Consider the following 18,016-nt stretch of genomic DNA (forward strand, 5'->3'; position numbering starts at 1 on the left):
CGAACAGCGCCTTCGTCTCCGCCGCCGGCGACGACCGTCTCGGCGGCCAGCGCCTTGAACCCGCAAGACGGCGCAAGGACAGACACGCCAGCGGCAGCATAACCGTCATGCTGCCCGATCGAAACCAGCGCATCTGCCCGCTATCACTGCCGACCATGCCATTTCGCTCCTGTGGGTAAGGTTGGTCGCATGGCCGGCCGGTTCGGCATTCGGCTGGTTCGCGGCCGAAGCGGCAGCCGCCACGACGGTGCGCGAACACTGGCGCGGCACGCTGGCGCTCGGCCGCAACGAAACACTGGCGGCAGCCTACTGGCGGCGGGGCACGGCGGGACTGATGGCCGGCTAGAGCTTGCTCACCATCGCTTGCGCATCTTGGCCCAGACCGATTGCGATCCGGTCGCCGGAGACAATGCCTGACATGTCGCAGACAACCAGCGGCATGCTGATTTCGTAGAGGAATTCGGCAACGATGGCGCCGACGGCAAGGATCGGGTCCGGCCGCTCCAGGATAATGCCGGCCGGCGCCGTGCCTCTGCGGATCGCTTCGGCCAGAACCGAAGACGAGGACGACGACCCTCGCCCGCTCGGCATCACCAGGATCTTGCCGGCGATATTGCCGCCCAGGTCCGGATGCGAATGGTCGATGATGTCGCCCGTTTCGACGTCGATCCCGCCCCAGAAGCTGAGCGCCTGCGAAAGCACCAGCGCTGGGCCTTGTGCCGAGCCGGAAAGGTGGAATGTACCGGTTCTGGCCGGCGTCTTCATGGCGCGCCTCGCACGACGCGGCCGGCCGCAGCCGAGCGGACGCAGTCTTCCATGTCACCGAAGGCCACCGAGACACCGATATTGCCAGGTGCGTAATGCGCCCATTTGCCCGAATTGGTCATCACCACGCCATCGAGACGCTCGAGGATCGACGTGACATAGGTGCAGGTGTCGGTGACCGGAACGAGGCCGAAGGCTTCCATGCCGGCCAGTGCGCCTTCGTCCTGCAGCCGCGTCAGCGTCGCGCGCCCTGTGTTGACATAGATTGGGACACCCTTGCCTGGACCGACTTCGCGCAGCAGCGGCAACAGGCGCATCCACTCGTCATAGGAGAAATGCGGCGTGCCTAACGACACGGCTGCAAGCTGCACGCCATCGGGGACGCTCGACAGCCTGGCCAGCGCATGGTGGATGTCAGCGCGAGAGATCCGGATTTTTTCCTCCGGCGCCAGGCCGTGCAACGCCTCATCCGGCGTCTTCGCCTCCGGCGTGATGCCGACGGCATGAAACAGCGCCACGGCACCCGTCGTTGCCGCCGCCGCCCCCAGCGCCTTCAATTGGTCCTCGTCGCGCGGCTGCGGCAGGCCCGATATCACCGGAATGCGGTCGCGAGCCCTTTGCCCGATGATCAGCCCAACCCCGACAAACAGAGCGTCGGTTGGCTCTAAGGCAGCGTCGGTCAGCTCGAACAGGACCTGGCCTCGTCGATTTTCACTCAGGTGCAGCCCCCATGCCGGCGCGCGCCCGGTCATTGCGCAGCACAAATCGACGAAATCGCCATAGCGGTTGGTCCGCGCGCCGATCACCGAATTGGCAAAGACGATGGCGTTGGATTCACCCCAGGCGATCTGCTCGCCAAACCCTGGCCGGAACCGCGTCTGATAGGGCGCGCAGGTGAAGGTCGCCTGGCAGCCGAGTTCCAGATGCGCCTTCATCAGACGGCGCGCCGGCACTTCTTCCGCGGCCGTCATCTTCACCAGCCCGGGATGGATCAGATCGAACGAGCCGACATTCAGCGTCGTCGGCACCCGAACGCGGCCGCCGCCCTCGATCAGCCTTTCGACGAAATCGAGGCTGGCCTGGCCGTGATAGAGGCAGCCGTCGATATGGGCACCGGCAATGTCCAGCAACTTGCGCGCCCCGACCGCCTTCGAAAAGGCAATCAGGATCTTCATGGCGGCAGCGGCTGCCGAGCCTTGCTCGCCATGCAGCATCGACTGGTCGCCGGCATTCAATTCAAGGGGCATCGAGTATTCCGCTTCGGAGTTTGCCCAACCATGCTTTCCCCGACTGCGGGGCGTCTGGCAAGACTGAAGGATTGAATCTGCTAGCTCGCGGCGATCAGCACCGTACTCTCCAGCGACCAGCGCAGCACCACCTCTTGTCCTTCCGCCAGCTTTTCGATGCCGGTGTTCTGCACGATGACCTTGATTGTCTGGCCATCGCGATCGACAAAATACGTGCTGTTGTTGCCGGCGAAGATACGCTTGGAGACCCGACCCGTGAGCATGTTGGCATGGGCTCGGTCCGGAACGCCGGCATTGGTGGCGATGCGGATTCGTTCGGGCCGCACGGCGCAGCTCGCCTTCATGCCGGCGACAAGCGTAGCCCCCGCGCCTGCGGCAATCCCCGTTCCGTCAGGCAGTCGGATGCCGTTGCCCGTGCTGTCGCCGCGAAGGATGTTGGCGTCGCCCAGGAAAGTGGCGGCAAACTCGCTCTTCGGCCGATCGTAGATCTCCTCGGGCGAGCCTTCCTGCACCAGCTTGCCATCGCGCAGAATGCCGATGCGGTCGCTCATCGTCAGCGCTTCTTCCTGGTCGTGGGTGACGAAGATGGTGGTGATGCCGATCTCGCGCTGGATGCGCTTGAGCTCGATCTGCATGTCGACGCGCAGCGCCTTGTCCAGCGCGCCGAGTGGCTCGTCAAGCAATAGCACGCGCGGCCGGATGACGATCGCGCGAGCGAGCGCAACCCGTTGGCGCTGGCCGCCGGACAGCTGATGCGGCCGGCGGCCGCCGAGCCTGCCGAGTTGCACGAGGTCGAGTGCGCGCTGTACCTCGCTGGCAATTACCGCCTTGGGCTCGCCGCGCACCGACAGGCCAAAGGCGACATTGCCAGCAACGCTCATGTTGGGAAACAGGGCGTAGTTCTGGAACACCATGCCGATGCGCCGTTTTTCGACTGGCACCCGTTCGACGCTCTCACCACCTATGGTGATGCGGCCGGAATCGGGGAAGTCGAAGCCCGCGATTTGTCGCAGCAGCGTGGTCTTGCCGCTGCCTGACGGCCCGAGCAGGGCATAGAAGCCGCCATCGGCGAAATCGATAGACACATCGTCCAGCGCCTTGTGGGCACCGAAAGCGCGCGACACGTTCGCTACTTGGACGCCAGCCATTACTTCTCTCCGCCGAATTTGAAGGAGCGCGCCGTCAGCAGCATCAGTGCCATCGACACGACAATGATGATTGTCGAGACTGCATTGATCTCTGGTGTGAATCCCTTGCGGATCGCGGCGTAGATTTCGACCGGCAGCGTCGTCTGACCGGGCGTCGACAGGAAGTAGGATACGACGAACTGGTCGAAGGACACGGCGAAGGCGAACAGCCCTCCGGCGATGACGCCCGGCATGATCCAGGGCAGCGTGACGCGGTTCGTCACCTGCCATTGATTGGCGCCGAGCGAGCGCGCCGCCTCTTCCAACTCGGGCGCGAAGGTCTGCAGTCGCGCCGACACCACGACGATGACATAGGGCAGTGCAAGCGCGACGTGGCCGAGCAGGATGGCGAACAGGCCGCGCCCGATGCCGACGCCGAAGAAGAAGATCAGCATCGCCGTGCCGGTAATCAGCCACGGAATGGCGATTGGCGGAAACAGCAGCGCCTGCAGGAATTTCTTGCCGCGAAACTCATAACGGTAGAGCGCCAGTGACGCCGCCGAGCCAAGCACCACGCAAATGATGGTGGTGATGACAGCGATCTCGAGGCTGTTCCAGGTTGCTGAGATGAGCTGGTCGTTCTGCCACAGCGAAGCATACCATTCCGTCGTCCATTCGAACGGCAGCTGGTAGAAGGGCGAAACGTTGAAAGACATTAGAGCCATGATGATGATGGGCACATAGAGGAAGGCAAGCAATAGCCAGATGTAGAGGCGGCCGAGCCATTCGAGGACCCGTGTCGTCGCCATCACGTAGCCCTCCTCAGCACCGGCGAGGCAACCGCCAGGATGACCAGCACGACGGCCAGCAGGATGAAGGAGAGCGCAGCACCCAGCGGCCAGTTGAACACGGCGACGAACTGGTCCTCGATGACAGTGCCATAAAAGGTGCCGATACGGCCGCCAAGGATGCGCGGCTCCATGAACGAGCCAACGACCGGGACGAAGATGAGGGCTGCGCCCGCCACTAGCCCCGGCATCGACAGCGGAATGATGACCCGCTTCAGCACCTGCAGCCGCGAGGCGCCGAGCGAGCGCCCGGCCTCGATCAGCGAGTCATCGATGGCCTGCAGGGTCAAGTAGCAGGTCAGCACCATGTAAGGCACGTAGGAGTGCACCAGCCCGATGATGACAGCCGGATAAGAATACATCAGGTCGATGTTGATCTTGAACGGCAGCACGGCGTTGAGCGCGGTGTCGAGAATGCCTCCTTCACGCAGCACCATCGCCCAGGAGAAGATGCGCACCAGCCCGTTCGACCAGAACGGCAGGATGACGAGCAGGAAAATCGCCTCTCGGCTGCGGCCTTTCAGCACCTTGGCCAGCACATAAGCGGCGGGATAACCGATGACGATGCACCACAGCGTCACCTCGAGGCCGAGGCGCAGCGAGGCCAAAAGCAATGTCAGATAAAGGCTTTGTGAAAAGAAGGCGGCATAGTTTTCAAGCGTGAATGCCCACGGCTTTCCCGACAGCGGCAGGTCGGTCATGAAGGAGAAGAAGACCATGGCTGAAAGCGGCAGGAAGATCGCAACCGTCAGCCAGAGATAGGCAGGCGCCAGCAGCGGCAAGGCCGATCTCAATCCGCTGCGCGACGCGGCCGCAACCTGTGCTGCCATGACATCCTCCTCCCAGGATGGGGAAGCATCAGCCGACATGTTTGGTCGGCTGATCCCGGCTTCTGCTGTTACTTCACGTCGACCTTGAGCTGCTGCCAGAGCGACAGATAGGTTTCGCGCTGGGCGTCTGTGATCGGCGCCTGGAACTGAATGCGCTTGGCGACTGCCGGGTCACCCATCACCTTGCGGTTGAACGCATCCCCGGGAAGTGCTTCTACAGCCTTGGTGTTGGCGGATACCGGGGCTCCGACCTTGGTGACCCATTCGACATAGAACTTCGGGTCGATCATGTAGTTGATGAAGGCTTGCGCCCCGGCGACGTTCTTGGAACCAACCGGAATGGAAAAGGCGTCAAGCCAGGCGACGGCACCCTCCTGGGGAATGACCAGCGAGACCGGCAGCTTGAAATGCGTCTTGGCGCGGTCGGCCGAGCCGCTCCAATAGGTGCCGATGTCGATCTGGTTGGAGGCAACCATCTGGTTCCAGTCGTTCTCCGAGCTCCAGAACGTCTTGATCTGCGGCATCAGCGAGGTCAGCTTCGCCTTGACCGCCTCCATGTCCTTGACGTCGTTGATGTTCTGGCCGGTAGCGATGGCGCCGAACTGCACGGCCTCGACGGCATCGTCACGGATGGTAACGCGGCCCTTGTGGGCGGGATCCCACATTTCGGCGATGCTGGTCGGCGGCTTGTCGAATGACTTGTCGTTGATGGCGAGCGCCGTCAGCCCCCAAACCCACGGCACCCCATAGACCTTGCCGTCATGGACAAGCATCGATGATCCGGCCTTGTCCTTGCTGATGTCGGCATAGTTCGGCAGCTTGGACGTGTCGATCGGCTGAATGAGCTTTTCCGCCATCGCCTGATCGTTGAAGGCGGCATTGATCATGACGACATCGTAAAGGCCGGGATTGGTCCTGAGCTTGGTCAGCATTTCCTGTTCGGAATTGAAGAAGTCGTTGACGACCTTGTTGCCGGTTGCCTTTTCGAAGGCGGCTATGGCCCACGGCTCGTCGGCGCCATAGCCCTTCCAGTTGAGTACGTGCACCTCGTCGGCCCTGGCGGCCAGCGTAAGCGCCGAAGCGAAGACAGCGGTTGCCGTCAGAAAAGCAGTCAGTTTGGGCATGCGCATGTTCGTTCCTCTCATTATTGCCCGGTTGGCGGGCTTGTTATCCCATTAGGCTGTCACAAATGGGCCTCTTGCTTCCGGCCATGCACGGTCGTCGGTCGATCGTCATGGCTGAGGAATCGCTGGATCTCCTGGTCGTTCGGCGCCGACGACCCGCCATGGCGGGTGACCGAGAGCGCCGCCGCCGCATTGGCGTAACGCGCCGCTTCGAACGGCGACACGCCGTGCGACAGCGCGCTGACTAAGGCGCCGATATGAGTGTCGCCGGCGCCGTTAGTGTCTACCGCCGCGACCTTGAACCCGGGCACATCTTGGGCGGTGCCGTCGGCCAGCCGCACGAAGCAGCCTTTTGCGCCAGCGCGGACGACAACGCCTGCCGCGTTGGGGCAGTGGCTGGCCAGCAGCCGGGCAGCAATAGCCTCTACATCGCCGGTGCCGGCGATCTCAGCCGCTTCGGCGGCGTTGCAGCTCAGCCAGCTCGTGCGCGCCAGCACCCGGTCGAGAATGGTGCGCGGAATGTCTGAGATGATCGGCGTCGGATCGAAGACTAAAGGAATTTCCGCCGGCAGCACCTCGATCCAGTCGACAAGCGCCTCTCGGCTTCCCGGATAGCTAAGCGTATAGCCGGAGGTGAACACCCAGTCGCCCGGTGCGACCGAGATGAGCGCCATCATGTCAAGGCTGAGCACACTCTCCGCACCAGGCCATGAGACGAAGGTGCGCTCGGCATCGCTCGAGATCATGGCGACGCAATTGCCACTGTCCATAACCGCCGATGGCGGCGTGAGTGTCTCGATTCCCTCACTGGCTAAGGCCGCGCGCAGGAAGTCGCCATTGGGTCCGCTGCCGAGCTGGCCGCCGAACACCACCTTCATGCCGGTGCGGCTGGCCGCGACCATCATGTTGAAGCCGCCGCCGGCGACTTGTGCATAGCTTGACGCGGTCTTCTCCGTGCCCGGTGCCGGCAAGGAATCGATGCGGTAGACATAGTCGACCACCGCGCTGCCGATATGGACGAGACGCCCGCTCATGCTGCCGCATCCTTGCCGGACCTGCTCTTCGCCGCCCGCAGGGCGACCAAGTCGGCGGCGAGCGCGCGCACCCGCCCAATGTCTAGGCCTTTGATCCGGGCGATGTGTTTCTGTGGCAATCGGGAAAAGCCGGTGCAGGCACCGGCCATGCCGGCCGCGATGGCGCCGATCGTGTCGGTGTCGCCACCGAGATTGGCGCTGATGACTGCCGCTTGCCAGGGATCGCCGCCGGCGACTTCCAGCACCGCGAATGCAGCCGGAACGGACTCCTGACTGGCGACGCCGGTGCCGACCAGATCGGTGATCAGCCGGATCGCGTCACTCGTCTCCTTGCCGCGTACGAGCTTCTGCGCCCACCCAATGCGCGCGGCGATGTCACCGCCGGTCACCCAATAGCCGAGCGTTGCCCCGTGCCTCGCCCCGGCGATGGCTCTGTCGGAAGCGGCGCGCCAGTCACCGCCAGCGATGCCGCGACTGATGGCGGCAGCGACCGCTGCGGCCGAAGCGATTGCGATTGACGTGTTGTGCGTCGCCCTGCAAGTTTCGGCCACTTTGCCGACCAATGCGTCAAGCGGCTCTGGCGGCATCATGATGCCGACCGGCGCGATGCGCATGGCTGCACCATTTGTGTCGCCGCTGCGTCCCGCTTCCTCGGCTGGCATACCGTTATTGATCGCGTCGATGGCGCGTTTGGTTGATGGTCCCAGCAGATCGTAGCTGCCGCGCGCCTTGACATCGCGTTCCCAGTCGAGCAGCGCGCTGACCCACCTCGCATGGTCGAACCGGTTACCGGATTCGACCAGGATACGGCCAAGCAGAAGCGCCTGTTCTGTGTCGTCGGTGATCGTCCCGGCCGGGAGTCCCTTCGACACCGGATGGTCGGGGAAAGGAGCAATGAAGTCCTCGACATGACCGTAGAGTTCGGCAATCCGCGCCGGCGACAAAAGCTGCGTCGGCATTCCCAGCGCATCTCCCAGTGCCCCGCCCACAAGCGCTCCCATGGCCCGATCGGTTATGCTCCCGGTGTCGTCCGGCATCTCTCAGAACCTCATATGCAGCGCAAAATGCGCCGGGTTGAGCAGGCTGGTCACATATTCGATCGGCCGGTCATCGGCGGCGCGGGTTAACCGGCGACCACGCAGGAACGGCGTGCCTTGCGGGCAGCCGAGGATTGCGGCATCGTCGGCGTTGAGCATTTCAATGCCGACCCATTCCTCGCCATGGTCGGGAATGAGGCCGGCGCCGCGCAGCGTCTGGTGGAGTGAGCCTTCGCGCAGGCCGCGCAACGGCACGTCCTCCAGTTCGGGTGACAATGGCAGGCGGCTGCGCTCAATGGAGATAGCGTGGCCGTCGCTGGCATTGGTGCGCACCCGATCGACAGCGATGAAAAACGGGTTTTCTATACCAAGCAGTGCGGCAAGATCGGGGTCCTCGATCACCTCGAGCCGCAGCGTCCGCGTCTCGGCATTTGCGCCGGCGTTGGCGAGCGCCCGCGACCAACCGATTGAGTCATCAACGGGCTTGCCATCGAAGGTGACGAAAGAGCCGATGCCGACCTTGGTGGTGATCAGCCCGCGGCTGGACAGTTCCTCGAGGCCCTTGCGAACGGTGTTGCGGCTGACGGAGAAACGCTGGACGAGCTCGTTCTCGCTTTGCAACCGGTCGCCGAAGCCCAGAACACCGGAGCGGATTTCATGTTCGAGAACCGTGGCGATCTGTTCGGGCTTGCCCGTACCGGGAGACGATGGGACCACGCGGCGGACCATAGGCATACCTGTTCATTGCACCTGTATAGTCCTGTGCAATGTATCTGCAACGCCAGCTCTGTCAACCGACCGCGGAGGGCCACACAGATAGACCAAGCTGCTTGATGGTACCCAGAGGCCGTGAAGGCCATACGAGGTGGAGCGGGCAAACGGGGTCGCTGGAGATGTCACTGTTCGCTGCTGGAAGACCCCTCGACTGCCCCGTCACCATCTGCAGAATGCGGCAGGATGCCGAAGTCGCGCGACTTGATCCCATGCGCCGCCGTCAGGAAACCATCGGCTGTGAGGCCTCGCCTCAAAAGTTCCCGTACCGCGGCCGACCGGCTCGGCATGCGCTTGTCGAAGCGCCAGTTCTCCAACGCCGCCAGTTCATCGGCGGTCAGCATGATCTGCAATCGTTCCGGGCGTTCCAGTTCGGACATCTCGGCCTCCAGTCATACCAGCCTAAATGCAGCTGAGTTAGTATGTTCCTAATTTTCTGTATAGTTAGGTACGTGAGCAGAATGCGTCAAGGCCTTCAGATCAGCGAGTCATGCAGAAGTCCGATGAAGCGGAACAAGCATCAAATGGGCAATCAACAAAATACGCTAACTATTTGACATAAAACGAGTTTTAAGGAATTTCGCTTGCCAATCGCGAATCCTGGGCGCATCGTGGAACACGAGGGACAAACCGCTCCTGAAGGGAAGGTTTTTCCATGCGCTACGGATTTTCAGTTCGCCTGCACGAAGACGTCAGTTCCCGAGTTCGGGCTACATTGCGGTCCGGGATTGCCATCAATCTGACTGCTGTCGCCGAAGCCGCGCGACTGCAGAACCTCGCCGAGAATGTTGCGCGCGAAGACATCGAATGGCTCGTCATGCAAGCAGCCCAGCTCTACGGGGCGGCTATCGAGTTCGACGGCTTCGCGGAAACCGATCTGGCGGAGTTTGCGTGCCCTCAGCTGATGCAAAGCAGCCCCGCCGTGGGCTGGGACGCCTTGGAAGACGGAGCGTCCGCTTCGCCGGATCCTGGCCGTCAAACACACTGAGGCGCGTGCTCGTGTGAGCCCCCGCCATGCTGCCGCCACGTGCTCGGCAAAAAAGCCCGCCGCAATGGCGGGCTTTGGACTGCTGGAGGTTTGGTGGACGAAGGCCTCTCGGCCCGGTCCGACATTTCTTCCGATGTATTCGCCTTAGCGGCGGGCGATCAGCAGGCACAATTGGCGCAGATCGCTGTCGTAAGTGCCTGCGCTGCTGAGCACGTCAACGCAGCGCTTCTTCATCCTGGCCAACTTGTCGCCCGACATGTCGGCAACGACCTGGGGCAAGCTGGGATTGTTGGGATTGCTGGGATTGGACGGGCTGCCCGGGTTGGACGGATTGCTTCCACCACCGATCCCGACACCTGCGCCGACATTGATGCCACTGCCGACCCTGACCCCGGCACCTGCATTAACGCCGCTGCCGATACCTACCCCGGCGCCCGCCGCGATGCCACTGGGACCGCCGATCGTCGCGCCGGCACCGCCGTTGATGCCGCTTCTGCCCCCGACCGATGCGCCGGCGTCCGCGGCGATGCCACTGGGACCGCCGATCGTCGCGCCGGCACCGGCGTTGATGCCGCTTCTGCCCCCGACCGACGCGCCGACGCCCGCGGCGATGCCGCTGGAACCGCCAACCGTTGCGCCGGCACCGGCGTTAACGCCGCCGCTGCCGCCCACCGAGGCACCGAGGCCTGCCTTGATGCCGCCGCTGCCGCCAACCGTCGCGCCGGCACCGGTGTTGATGCCGCCGCGACCGCCAACCGTCGCGCCGAGGCCGGCTTTGATGCCGCCGATGGATGTTCCAACACCAACGGCAATTCCGTCCGCGGCATTCACGGGCATCGAGAGCATGAAAATAACTGCGCTGCCTGCCACCGCATCGGTGATTGTTTTGATTATTGTGATCATAACACTCTCCTTGCTGTAGTTGCGCTGAACAGCCCGCGACGCCGCCGCTTGCATACCTACTAATTTGCAAGAAGATAATCGGTTTCTTTGCCGGTCAACTCGCTGGCCCCATGGTATATTTTCAAATAACAGCCGCGTGAAATTTGTAGTGAAATTTTCCGAAAGTTTTACTTTGGGACGGCCTCTACCGATTGAAGCGATGCGAGACTCAGCTGATGGCGCCGCAACAGACGGACGTCGCGACGGTCGGCGGCCAAAAGAAGGCGAATTCCTAATCTGCAACCCACAACATCAAACCTACCTACGGCAATAGAACAATGGACCGAGAAGGTCCGCGCTGCGCGGGTTTGCTTCACCGTGCTGCGTCATTTTTGCCGGAACCTTCCATCACCCGGGTTGCTTTCTCTGTAGTCACCACATGATGATAACCGAACGATGGAGATCAGCATGCTTACGAAAATCGTGACAGCTTCCATACTTGCGGCCGGTCTGGCGACGGCGGCGATGGCCCAGAACGCCGGCTCGGACAACAATGCGCCTGGCAGCGAGAAGAGCATCGTCGTCCAGCCCAAGCCGAACGGTATTGACCCTGGCACGACCAGCAGCACGATGGGTACGACGGGTGCCACGAACTCCAATGCGGATGAAAACTGCCCTGCAACCCCGCAGGGAGCTCAACCCGATGCGTCCAACAAGCCTGCCGGGACGGTTTCACCGACTGTCAACGACAACAATTGCGGTAAGTAGTTAGCCGCGACAATCGGGTTTACAATCGCGGGTGGGCTTACGGCAGCGGGACCGGTTAGGACTGGTCCCGTCCAACCGAACGGCGAGATCCAGCGATGGAATCAAATCCGCTCGAGTTCACGCTTTGCGTGGTCGCGCCTTGGATTTGGTTTCCTCCTTGGCGGCGGCCGGCTTAGGCTGGCGTGCTTTCGGCTTCGGTCGGCTGGCGGTCCCCGGCGCGGCGGTTTCCGCGTCGATTTCGGCGGTAGCCTGATCCCAATGCTGCTGATGTGCCCCATCGGGCCTGCCTGCCTGTTCCCAGATCGCGTGTGCCCGCTGGCGAATCCGTTCCTGCCTGTCCGTCACTGATACCTCCGTCGGCTCGGTTCATGCGTAAGCAACCTTGTTCTAGCTGAAATTTCGACCCGCGTCATGAGCGGCAGGCAACACCGTTATTGAACCTCTCTGTCACACAGGACAGCAACGCCGAGGAGCGCCGCCTTCTTGATGATCAGCCCTTCAAGGTCCGCGTCCGAGCGCTCGGTTCCGGTGCGTTCGCGCAACAGTGCTATCGCCGCCTTCATCGACAGCAGGCCATCGCCTCGTTCAGCAAGCAGTTTGTCGACGGCGGCGGCCACGTTGACCGGCTCGACATGCGGCAGCATGGGAATGGCTCCTTTCCTTGTTTCGAGACGATAAGGGCTCCATCCCGATCGCTCGGGATGGAGCTCTGATTTGGTTATTAGACCGTGACCTTTCCAAACCCGGTTCGCGGTTTGGCAACGCCGATCACTCGATGACCTGCACGATCTTGCGGGTGCCTGGGTCGACGAGCACGGTGCGATTGCCGACGACGACGTATCTGTACCGCACGTCTGGAACATCGATCGGTTGCAGCTCGACCGTATCGGGCAACGTGGAACCGATATTGAGCTCCACCCCCAGAAGACTGATCGACGCAAGCGGGTGCTTGTGGACGTATTCGCGGATGACCGTCTGCTGTTCGGGCGTGACAATCACCTGGTCCGCGGTGGCCACGCCGACGCCGGCAAGCAACGCCAATCCCGCCGCAGCAGGAACAAGGTGGATTTTCATCGTCTACTCCTGTTGTTACGGGCCTCGCCCTTACAATTGCGACGCGGCATTCCGGTCGAAGCGGCGAACCCTCTAGGGAAACGCCCACGCCACCTTGTTGTTCCGTAAGTGGCGGCTAATCGAACAGCGGTGAAGTGCCTGCGCGATGCGGCGAATGGACTGCGAATGAACTGCGGTGGCCCGCGTCGCAAGACGCGGGCCGATCGGTTTCCCGATCAGCAGCGATACCGGAGGGGGGTGATATCTACTGCGTCTGAAATAACATTTAGGACAAGCTAATGTTCCTAAGCGACTGCAACAAACCTGCCGGCGCAAGCGGCGCGAAGTTGCCGCTCGTCGCTGCTACTGCTTTGGCGGCTGTGGCGGCACCTCGCCGGGCTTGATCACCGGGGTCCTGCCCTCGTCCGGCGGTGGCGCCGCCATGCCCTGATCGCCCGTTGGCGGGGGCTTCAGGACCCCACCGCATGGCTCGAGCGTATCGGACAAATTGTTGCCGGCCGGCTTCTGCTGCTCGCTGTTCTGGTCCGGCAGCTCGACTTTGCAGCGGTCGGATTGCGCCTGTTCGCCCGGCTGCGCGGCCGCCGGCACCGCCAGCAGCAGCGCACCTAGCATATACGGCAAGAAAATGAGCGGTCTCATATCGAGCTCCTTTCGCGCCAGTATCTTCTGAATGTGAAGGCGGGCAGGCGCGATTGGTTCCGTCGTGCGGCAATGCGCCCGGACCGCAGCGGCACGGAACCGGCCGCCAGACTTATGAGTTCAACCACTGAGCCAATTCAGGGCCGCTGACATTATGGAGAACCGGCGATGGAACCGCGCAGGAAAGAACGAACCGACGACGAGACGGAGAGCCCGACGATCCAGCAGCAGGACTGGGATGCCATCCGGAGCGGGAGAATCCTCCCTAACGGCGTGCCGCAAAACGGCGATATTCGCTATGACGTCGAGAAAAGCGGCGAACTGCCGGAGGAGGACGACGATAACGCTTACCAGGAAAGCGACGAGGCCTTGCCGGACGACACCGATGAACGCGTCATTTCGCGCGATCTCGAACGGGAACGTGGTGCTTTCGACGAGGAATGAGCCACCGCCTTCCGCATTCTGCATCGGCGGCCGGATGAAAAACCCTTGCTTTCAGTCCGGGAGGTCGAAGACCGGATCCTGGCAGCGATAGACCGGACATTGACCGTCACGCGTCTTGATATAAGCGGCGCGCGGCACCTGCGGCCAGTCGCATTCATTGCCGAATTGGCGGACGTAACGGTCGTAGGTGTTCTGGCCGGTGGTCAGCACCACCGAGCGATGCCTCTGGATCAGAAGCTGTGCCTGTTCGCACGTCATCGCGCGGCTGTCCGGCCGGGCGTGGGCCGTCGCGGCAAACAGAAGCGCCCCGGCTGTCAGGACCGCCGCTTGTGTCAGGACCTTGGCAAGCATGACACCATCTCCCATGCCTAACCCGCATCTTGCTCGGGCAGCGCCGGATCGAGCCGCCGTCGCGCAGAGGCAGATCGTACAGAATGCGAGGGAAAATGCAAAAAGCCCGCCGCACCTTGCGGCGCGGCGGGCTCCAACCGAACGTCACTATTTCGTCGGGCTTGGGCGGCTTATTCCTCCTTCACCGGCCCGAACCGGCGCACGATAACCTCGAAGACGATGTCCGAAATCCACATCGCCGAGACGCCAATCAGAAAAGCCGCGGCCAGCGTCGTGGTGTCGTCGTCCGGAGAAGGGATGGGCAGGCCGGCGGCGCGGAAATAATGCACGACCGGCAGCGTCAGATAGGCCGCCGCCAGCGCGCCGCAGATCGGCGAGGCCACCATTTCGCGGACCTTATAGCGATGGCGCGACAAGGCCCGCAAAATGCCGCCGGACAGGCCGGCGACCAACACCGGTGCCTTGATGCCCAGAACATCGAGCAATTCGTGCATCATGGCGTCCAACCGCACCATCTGGCGCCCTGCCCGTTGAAGGCGTTCATCTCGTCGAGCTCTGGCCGGGTCATGGCGGCGACCACGGCCGCCGATGGCCGGCGCGGCTGGTTGTGGTCGCACCAGACCTGGCGCGGATTGCCGGCCGGTGCGGTTGTCGCGCAGCCGGCGAGCACCACGCAGAGGATCAGCGCTTTGCCCATTTCTCAGCCTCCGCTCTTGCTGCCGCATCGGGCATGCCGGCGGCCTTGCGCTCTTCGGCGGCGGCCTCGCGCCTCATTTCCAGGCGGTCTTCGGCGGCCGCGACTTTTGCCTCGGCCTGTTTGACCGCCTCCTTCTTCGCCCGGTTGATGCCGCCCGCAACATAAAGGCCGATGCCGCCGGCCACAGCGGCGAATACCGTCATGACGACCTTGTTGCCGAGGATGGCGCTGAGAATGCTGAGAAGCGCTGCCATCACAGATCCTCCGCGCGGCGACGGCGAAGGAACTCGGTCAAAACGCCGTTGATGACGAGGAACCAGGGGAACCATTCCCCCGGGATGATCGGCGAAAGAACCTGCGGGTCGACATAGGTAACGATGGCCGCGATGACGCCGATGGCCGCCTGAAGCCGCGCCCAGAATATTGTCTCGCTGTCGCGGAAAAAGCTCTTGATCCGGGTCCACATGTCATTTCCTTCCAAACAGTTTGAGGATGGCTGATAGTTTGAGGATGGCGGCGATCGGCGCTGCCCAGAAGCCGGGCCTGGCGGCAGGCACAGGAGGCACAGAGGGCGTAGCGGTCGCTTGTGGAACGGCAATTGGCTTAGCGGGCTCTGGCGGGGCTGCAGGGACGACCGCGGATGACGCCGGACCGGCAGACGGCCAGGGCGTGTCCTTGATGCGCGACCATTTGCGATAGGCCTCGGCAAGCCTGGTATCGTAGGAGTTTTTGCGATAGCCGGCGCCGTTGTAGCCCTTGGCGAATCCCGACCAGTCATGATTGCGCAGATTGCCGTCGAGCCGGTTCTCGACGATGAAGTCGATTGCCGCGCCGAGCTGCAGCGCCTCGTCCGCCATCATTGCCTCGGCCATCGCCTGCACGGTAAGGAAGCCCGCGGCCTTGAAATTCTCGCCGAGGACCTGACCCAGCCCCCATGACGCGGATTTGAGCGCCGCGGTTTCGTCGATCGCACAAGCTGCCCTGAGCCGTGGGTAGCTATCCATGGGATAGGGCTTCTCGCCCCACTTCGGATAAGCGAGGCCGGCGGCTACCGCTTGTGCCCGCTTGGCACCCGACAGGTTGCGGTAAAAGACGTGCGGTTCAAATAGGATGACCGGCCGGCCAACGGCGTCGAAGCCGTGCCCGCTGGTTTCAACATCGAGGAACGCGTGCATCTCGTCCTCGCCGACGCCGATCCGGGCACCGAGTTTCGGCAAGTCTATATCATCGAGGCGCCTGGCGGCGCCCCTGAACGTCATGTCCATGGGCAGTCCTTTCCGCCCTCGCGGGCAAGGTTTTGCGGTTGAAAAAGCAGATGCGTGGCGGCAAAGCAGAATTGGGCGGCAGCCCGTGCCGATGTTGCAAGGAAGGTTGATGTTTTCGATCCGCCGTGTGAAATGGCCGCGGGATGGTGCACATGTCTGATGATGAACAAACCGCTGCGGCGCGCTGGACGGTGAAGTCCGAGCTCCGCGCCGTCGCTCGCGACAAGCCGCTGCTGCTGGTGCTGGCGGCGATCCTCTGCCTCTATTGTGCGTTTATCGTCGGACCGATCGTCTATGCGGTGCTGGCCATCAACGGCATTGCGGATTTCTTCAAATGAAGCCGGTTCCGGCGATCTCGCTCAGGTCCCGGTTCCTGCGTCTACCGCGCCTGAAATTGCTCGACCTGGATGAAATTGCTTAGCCGGGATGAAACTGTTCCCGTCTATCGTTCGTACCTGTAGCGGGTACGGGAGGACACGTGACGATAAGAATCAGGCTTCCGGGCGGCACCTTGAAGATCAAGAAAAGGAACGAGCTGCGGCGCCGCGAGCAGAACCGCGAGGTGCCGGTTTGGCAGCTCGGCAATTACTTCGTCATCTGGTGGCCGAGCGGCGTGTCCGATCGCCCGTCCTCGCCCAGAAAATCCTCGCCCAGGAAATAGCCCGCGCACCAGACGATGCCGGCTGGGCAATGACGCCTCGGTGATCAGGAACCGCCGTGCGCGCCAAAACTTCCGAGACCGCTCGACTAGTCCCAGAAATAGTCAGCGGGCAGGCATTGACTCTTCCGCAGCGGAAGGTCTCTGATGCTGCATTGCACAATGGGGTGGCGGAATCGATGGCGGTGCGTATCAGGATGCCTGGCGGCACACTGAAGGTGAAGGTGTACCGCGAATTGCGCGACCGCGAACGCGCCCGCCGCATACCCGTCGTCAAGATCGGCCGGATCTATTTCACCTGGTGGTCGAACCGCCAGCGCCTGATTGATGATCAGTCGCCAGGATAAAGCTCCTTCGGCCGGGCCTGCCCGCCCGGCACCGCGAAGCCTCCGCAGCTCGCAAAATAAGTTGATGATCCTGCTGTTGACTCTTCCGTAACGGAAGGTCTCTACTTACCGCATTGCACGAAAATTGCTGCGTTGCACAACGGGAGTTGGACCGATGGCAGTGCGTATCAGGTTGCCTGGCGGCACTCTGAAGATGAAGACCTATCGTGAGTTGCGGGCCAGGGAACGCGACCGCCGCGTGCCTGTAATGAAGATGGGCTCGCTGTATTTTGTCTGGTGGTCGAAAAGCCAGGACCCGCACCAGAAGCCGCAGGACAGCAGACGGTAGCGGCTCCGCCGCGGTGGGTCTGGGTCGGCGTCAGCGATAAACTCTTGCCGAAACCTCTCCCCCCAGGATTTCTGGTCGAGTTGCAGCGCCATGTTGGTGTGACCTCGCGCGGCTCCCGATTCTTCTGACGTCTTTCGGCGATTTTCACGGCGTCTATATTGGCGGACGCGGTCGTCTCGCAAGCTTGCAAACCGCCGCCGCTTGTCGCAATAGCTAGGCCGTAAAGAGACGCATGGATGATGGAGGCTGACCTGTCTATTGCGAACAGCCGATTTCGGTTGTCGGCTCAGTTAGCCGACGAGCCACCGATCCCACGTGCAATTATTGATTCGGACCTCGAAGACGCGGCGCCGGCATTCTTCGAAGGGGTATCTGAACACCAACATTGGAAGCATTTCTTCGAGCGATCGCAGCTTTTCGCTGAGAGGGTGCGAAAGTCGCGCTTCGGCCGCAACTGATATGCCATTCGTTCCACCATTCCTCTACCGCCTAGCCGGCATCAACTCCGGCCCCGCAACGAAGCTAAGTTTGCGGAGCGTCCGCAGTTTGCGGCGAGGCAAGCATGCGATTGGCGAAGAATGCATCATCAACAGCGTCTTTTCCTTCGATCGCGCCGATGCAAAGATCACCGTTGGAAAAAGATCCTATATCGGCAAGAGCCACCTCGTGGCGGCTGAGAAGATCGAAATCGGGGATGACGTGATCATTAGAGCGGCGGACTTTCATGTGAGTCCATACCCTGCGGCTGCGAAGTAATTTCTGCATTCTGTTGGAGAGAAGAGATTGCAGATA

The 18,016-nt window shown here is 62.2% G+C and carries 31 protein-coding genes; 9 read left to right on the forward strand and 22 right to left on the reverse strand.

Annotated elements, in window-relative coordinates; translation table 11 throughout:
* Positions 1–181: 181 nt before the first annotated feature.
* A complete protein-coding gene (locus tag NKH16_RS30235) occupies positions 182–346 on the forward strand; it encodes an SIP domain-containing protein (protein ID WP_352708554.1) in 165 nt (54 codons plus the stop codon).
* On the opposite strand, the gene NKH16_RS30240 is transcribed toward NKH16_RS30235, so the two are convergent.
* The 10 genes from NKH16_RS30240 to NKH16_RS30285 form a co-directional block, all read right to left on the reverse strand.
* Complete coding sequence (locus NKH16_RS30240) at positions 343–765, reverse strand: aconitase X swivel domain-containing protein (RefSeq protein WP_352708556.1); 423 nt, start codon at positions 763–765, stop codon at positions 343–345. The two genes, NKH16_RS30235 and NKH16_RS30240, sit on opposite strands and share 4 nt — an antisense overlap.
* Positions 762–2,012: an aconitase X gene (locus NKH16_RS30245; protein ID WP_352823091.1), complete on the reverse strand. Its 1,251-nt coding sequence runs from the start codon at positions 2,010–2,012 to the stop codon at positions 762–764. The genes NKH16_RS30240 and NKH16_RS30245 overlap by 4 nt, the downstream gene beginning before the upstream one ends.
* A gap of 80 nt (positions 2,013–2,092) precedes the next feature.
* On the reverse strand, positions 2,093–3,160 hold the full coding sequence (locus NKH16_RS30250; RefSeq protein WP_352452725.1) for an ABC transporter ATP-binding protein: 1,068 nt from the start codon (positions 3,158–3,160) through the stop codon (positions 2,093–2,095).
* A complete protein-coding gene (locus NKH16_RS30255) occupies positions 3,160–3,948 on the reverse strand; it encodes an ABC transporter permease (RefSeq protein WP_352749652.1) in 789 nt (262 codons plus the stop codon). The genes NKH16_RS30250 and NKH16_RS30255 overlap by 1 nt, the downstream gene beginning before the upstream one ends.
* Positions 3,948–4,817, reverse strand: coding sequence for an ABC transporter permease (locus NKH16_RS30260; RefSeq protein WP_352452723.1), 870 nt, complete (start codon positions 4,815–4,817; stop codon positions 3,948–3,950). The genes NKH16_RS30255 and NKH16_RS30260 overlap by 1 nt, the downstream gene beginning before the upstream one ends.
* 68 nt (positions 4,818–4,885) lie before the next feature.
* The gene (locus NKH16_RS30265) at positions 4,886–5,947 is read right to left on the reverse strand and encodes an ABC transporter substrate-binding protein (protein WP_352749655.1); all 1,062 of its coding nucleotides are present in this window, start codon (positions 5,945–5,947) and stop codon (positions 4,886–4,888) included.
* Between the two features lie 53 nt (positions 5,948–6,000).
* On the reverse strand, positions 6,001–6,975 hold the full coding sequence (locus NKH16_RS30270; protein ID WP_352452721.1) for a PfkB family carbohydrate kinase: 975 nt from the start codon (positions 6,973–6,975) through the stop codon (positions 6,001–6,003).
* The gene (locus NKH16_RS30275; protein ID WP_352749661.1) at positions 6,972–8,012 is read right to left on the reverse strand and encodes an ADP-ribosylglycohydrolase family protein; all 1,041 of its coding nucleotides are present in this window, start codon (positions 8,010–8,012) and stop codon (positions 6,972–6,974) included. The genes NKH16_RS30270 and NKH16_RS30275 overlap by 4 nt, the downstream gene beginning before the upstream one ends.
* A 3-nt stretch (positions 8,013–8,015) precedes the next feature.
* Complete coding sequence (locus NKH16_RS30280) at positions 8,016–8,741, reverse strand: GntR family transcriptional regulator (protein WP_352452745.1); 726 nt, start codon at positions 8,739–8,741, stop codon at positions 8,016–8,018.
* 167 nt (positions 8,742–8,908) lie between these two features.
* On the reverse strand, positions 8,909–9,163 hold the full coding sequence (locus NKH16_RS30285; protein WP_352749664.1) for a hypothetical protein: 255 nt from the start codon (positions 9,161–9,163) through the stop codon (positions 8,909–8,911).
* A 275-nt stretch (positions 9,164–9,438) separates the two neighbouring features.
* On the opposite strand from NKH16_RS30285, the gene NKH16_RS30290 reads away from it, so the two are divergent.
* Positions 9,439–9,771: a hypothetical protein gene (locus NKH16_RS30290; RefSeq protein ID WP_352452718.1), complete on the forward strand. Its 333-nt coding sequence runs from the start codon at positions 9,439–9,441 to the stop codon at positions 9,769–9,771.
* 144 nt (positions 9,772–9,915) lie between these two features.
* On the opposite strand, the gene NKH16_RS30295 is transcribed toward NKH16_RS30290, so the two are convergent.
* On the reverse strand, positions 9,916–10,728 hold the full coding sequence (locus tag NKH16_RS30295; protein WP_352903297.1) for a hypothetical protein: 813 nt from the start codon (positions 10,726–10,728) through the stop codon (positions 9,916–9,918).
* A 393-nt stretch (positions 10,729–11,121) separates the two neighbouring features.
* Between NKH16_RS30295 and NKH16_RS30300 the strand changes: the two genes are divergently transcribed.
* Positions 11,122–11,421: a hypothetical protein gene (locus NKH16_RS30300; RefSeq protein WP_352452717.1), complete on the forward strand. Its 300-nt coding sequence runs from the start codon at positions 11,122–11,124 to the stop codon at positions 11,419–11,421.
* A 117-nt stretch (positions 11,422–11,538) separates the two neighbouring features.
* Here NKH16_RS30300 and NKH16_RS30305 read toward each other — a convergent pair whose 3' ends face one another.
* From NKH16_RS30305 to NKH16_RS30320, 4 genes are all read right to left on the reverse strand, one after another.
* Positions 11,539–11,766 carry a DUF2934 domain-containing protein gene (locus NKH16_RS30305; protein WP_352452716.1) on the reverse strand — a complete coding sequence of 76 codons (228 nt, stop codon included), beginning with the start codon at positions 11,764–11,766 and terminating at the stop codon, positions 11,539–11,541.
* A gap of 86 nt (positions 11,767–11,852) precedes the next feature.
* Positions 11,853–12,065, reverse strand: a complete 213-nt coding sequence (locus NKH16_RS30310) for a hypothetical protein (protein ID WP_352452715.1) — start codon at positions 12,063–12,065, stop codon at positions 11,853–11,855.
* A gap of 124 nt (positions 12,066–12,189) precedes the next feature.
* Positions 12,190–12,495 carry a DUF1236 domain-containing protein gene (locus NKH16_RS30315; protein ID WP_023675766.1) on the reverse strand — a complete coding sequence of 102 codons (306 nt, stop codon included), beginning with the start codon at positions 12,493–12,495 and terminating at the stop codon, positions 12,190–12,192.
* A gap of 342 nt (positions 12,496–12,837) precedes the next feature.
* Positions 12,838–13,134: a hypothetical protein gene (locus tag NKH16_RS30320; RefSeq protein ID WP_352571258.1), complete on the reverse strand. Its 297-nt coding sequence runs from the start codon at positions 13,132–13,134 to the stop codon at positions 12,838–12,840.
* A gap of 168 nt (positions 13,135–13,302) precedes the next feature.
* On the opposite strand from NKH16_RS30320, the gene NKH16_RS30325 reads away from it, so the two are divergent.
* Positions 13,303–13,578: a hypothetical protein gene (locus NKH16_RS30325; RefSeq protein ID WP_352452712.1), complete on the forward strand. Its 276-nt coding sequence runs from the start codon at positions 13,303–13,305 to the stop codon at positions 13,576–13,578.
* Positions 13,579–13,629: 51 nt separating this feature from the next.
* Here NKH16_RS30325 and NKH16_RS30330 read toward each other — a convergent pair whose 3' ends face one another.
* The 6 genes from NKH16_RS30330 to NKH16_RS30355 all read right to left on the reverse strand — a co-directional run bounded on the left by NKH16_RS30330 (position 13,630) and on the right by NKH16_RS30355 (position 15,891).
* Entirely contained in the window at positions 13,630–13,929 is a 300-nt protein-coding gene (locus NKH16_RS30330; RefSeq protein WP_352749671.1) for a hypothetical protein, read from the reverse strand.
* A gap of 170 nt (positions 13,930–14,099) precedes the next feature.
* Positions 14,100–14,423 (reverse strand): hypothetical protein, encoded by a 324-nt coding sequence (locus tag NKH16_RS30335; RefSeq protein WP_036245970.1) that lies wholly within the window; start codon positions 14,421–14,423, stop codon positions 14,100–14,102.
* Positions 14,423–14,626 (reverse strand): hypothetical protein, encoded by a 204-nt coding sequence (locus NKH16_RS30340; RefSeq protein WP_352903300.1) that lies wholly within the window; start codon positions 14,624–14,626, stop codon positions 14,423–14,425. The genes NKH16_RS30335 and NKH16_RS30340 overlap by 1 nt, the downstream gene beginning before the upstream one ends.
* Positions 14,611–14,880: a hypothetical protein gene (locus NKH16_RS30345; RefSeq protein ID WP_352903302.1), complete on the reverse strand. Its 270-nt coding sequence runs from the start codon at positions 14,878–14,880 to the stop codon at positions 14,611–14,613. The genes NKH16_RS30340 and NKH16_RS30345 overlap by 16 nt, the downstream gene beginning before the upstream one ends.
* Positions 14,880–15,092 carry a hypothetical protein gene (locus NKH16_RS30350; protein WP_352452708.1) on the reverse strand — a complete coding sequence of 71 codons (213 nt, stop codon included), beginning with the start codon at positions 15,090–15,092 and terminating at the stop codon, positions 14,880–14,882. The genes NKH16_RS30345 and NKH16_RS30350 overlap by 1 nt, the downstream gene beginning before the upstream one ends.
* Position 15,093: 1 nt before the next feature.
* Entirely contained in the window at positions 15,094–15,891 is a 798-nt protein-coding gene (locus NKH16_RS30355; RefSeq protein WP_352452707.1) for an N-acetylmuramidase family protein, read from the reverse strand.
* 152 nt (positions 15,892–16,043) lie between these two features.
* Between NKH16_RS30355 and NKH16_RS30360 the strand changes: the two genes are divergently transcribed.
* From NKH16_RS30360 to NKH16_RS30380, 5 genes are all read left to right on the forward strand, one after another.
* Positions 16,044–16,229 carry a hypothetical protein gene (locus NKH16_RS30360; protein ID WP_352749678.1) on the forward strand — a complete coding sequence of 62 codons (186 nt, stop codon included), beginning with the start codon at positions 16,044–16,046 and terminating at the stop codon, positions 16,227–16,229.
* 140 nt (positions 16,230–16,369) lie between these two features.
* Positions 16,370–16,552 (forward strand): hypothetical protein, encoded by a 183-nt coding sequence (locus NKH16_RS30365; RefSeq protein ID WP_352749681.1) that lies wholly within the window; start codon positions 16,370–16,372, stop codon positions 16,550–16,552.
* Between the two features lie 176 nt (positions 16,553–16,728).
* Entirely contained in the window at positions 16,729–16,896 is a 168-nt protein-coding gene (locus NKH16_RS30370) for a hypothetical protein (RefSeq protein WP_023675755.1), read from the forward strand.
* A 154-nt stretch (positions 16,897–17,050) separates the two neighbouring features.
* On the forward strand, positions 17,051–17,224 hold the full coding sequence (locus NKH16_RS30375) for a hypothetical protein (protein ID WP_352452704.1): 174 nt from the start codon (positions 17,051–17,053) through the stop codon (positions 17,222–17,224).
* A gap of 236 nt (positions 17,225–17,460) precedes the next feature.
* The gene (locus NKH16_RS30380) at positions 17,461–17,682 is read left to right on the forward strand and encodes a hypothetical protein (protein WP_352749682.1); all 222 of its coding nucleotides are present in this window, start codon (positions 17,461–17,463) and stop codon (positions 17,680–17,682) included.
* Between the two features lie 64 nt (positions 17,683–17,746).
* Here the strand turns inward: NKH16_RS30380 and NKH16_RS30385 are convergent.
* On the reverse strand, positions 17,747–18,016 hold a 270-nt coding region (locus NKH16_RS30385; protein WP_352749684.1), incomplete at its 5' end, for a hypothetical protein.

It is taken from the genome of Mesorhizobium sp. M1307, assembly GCF_040318155.1.
Lineage (GTDB): Bacteria > Pseudomonadota > Alphaproteobacteria > Rhizobiales > Rhizobiaceae > Mesorhizobium.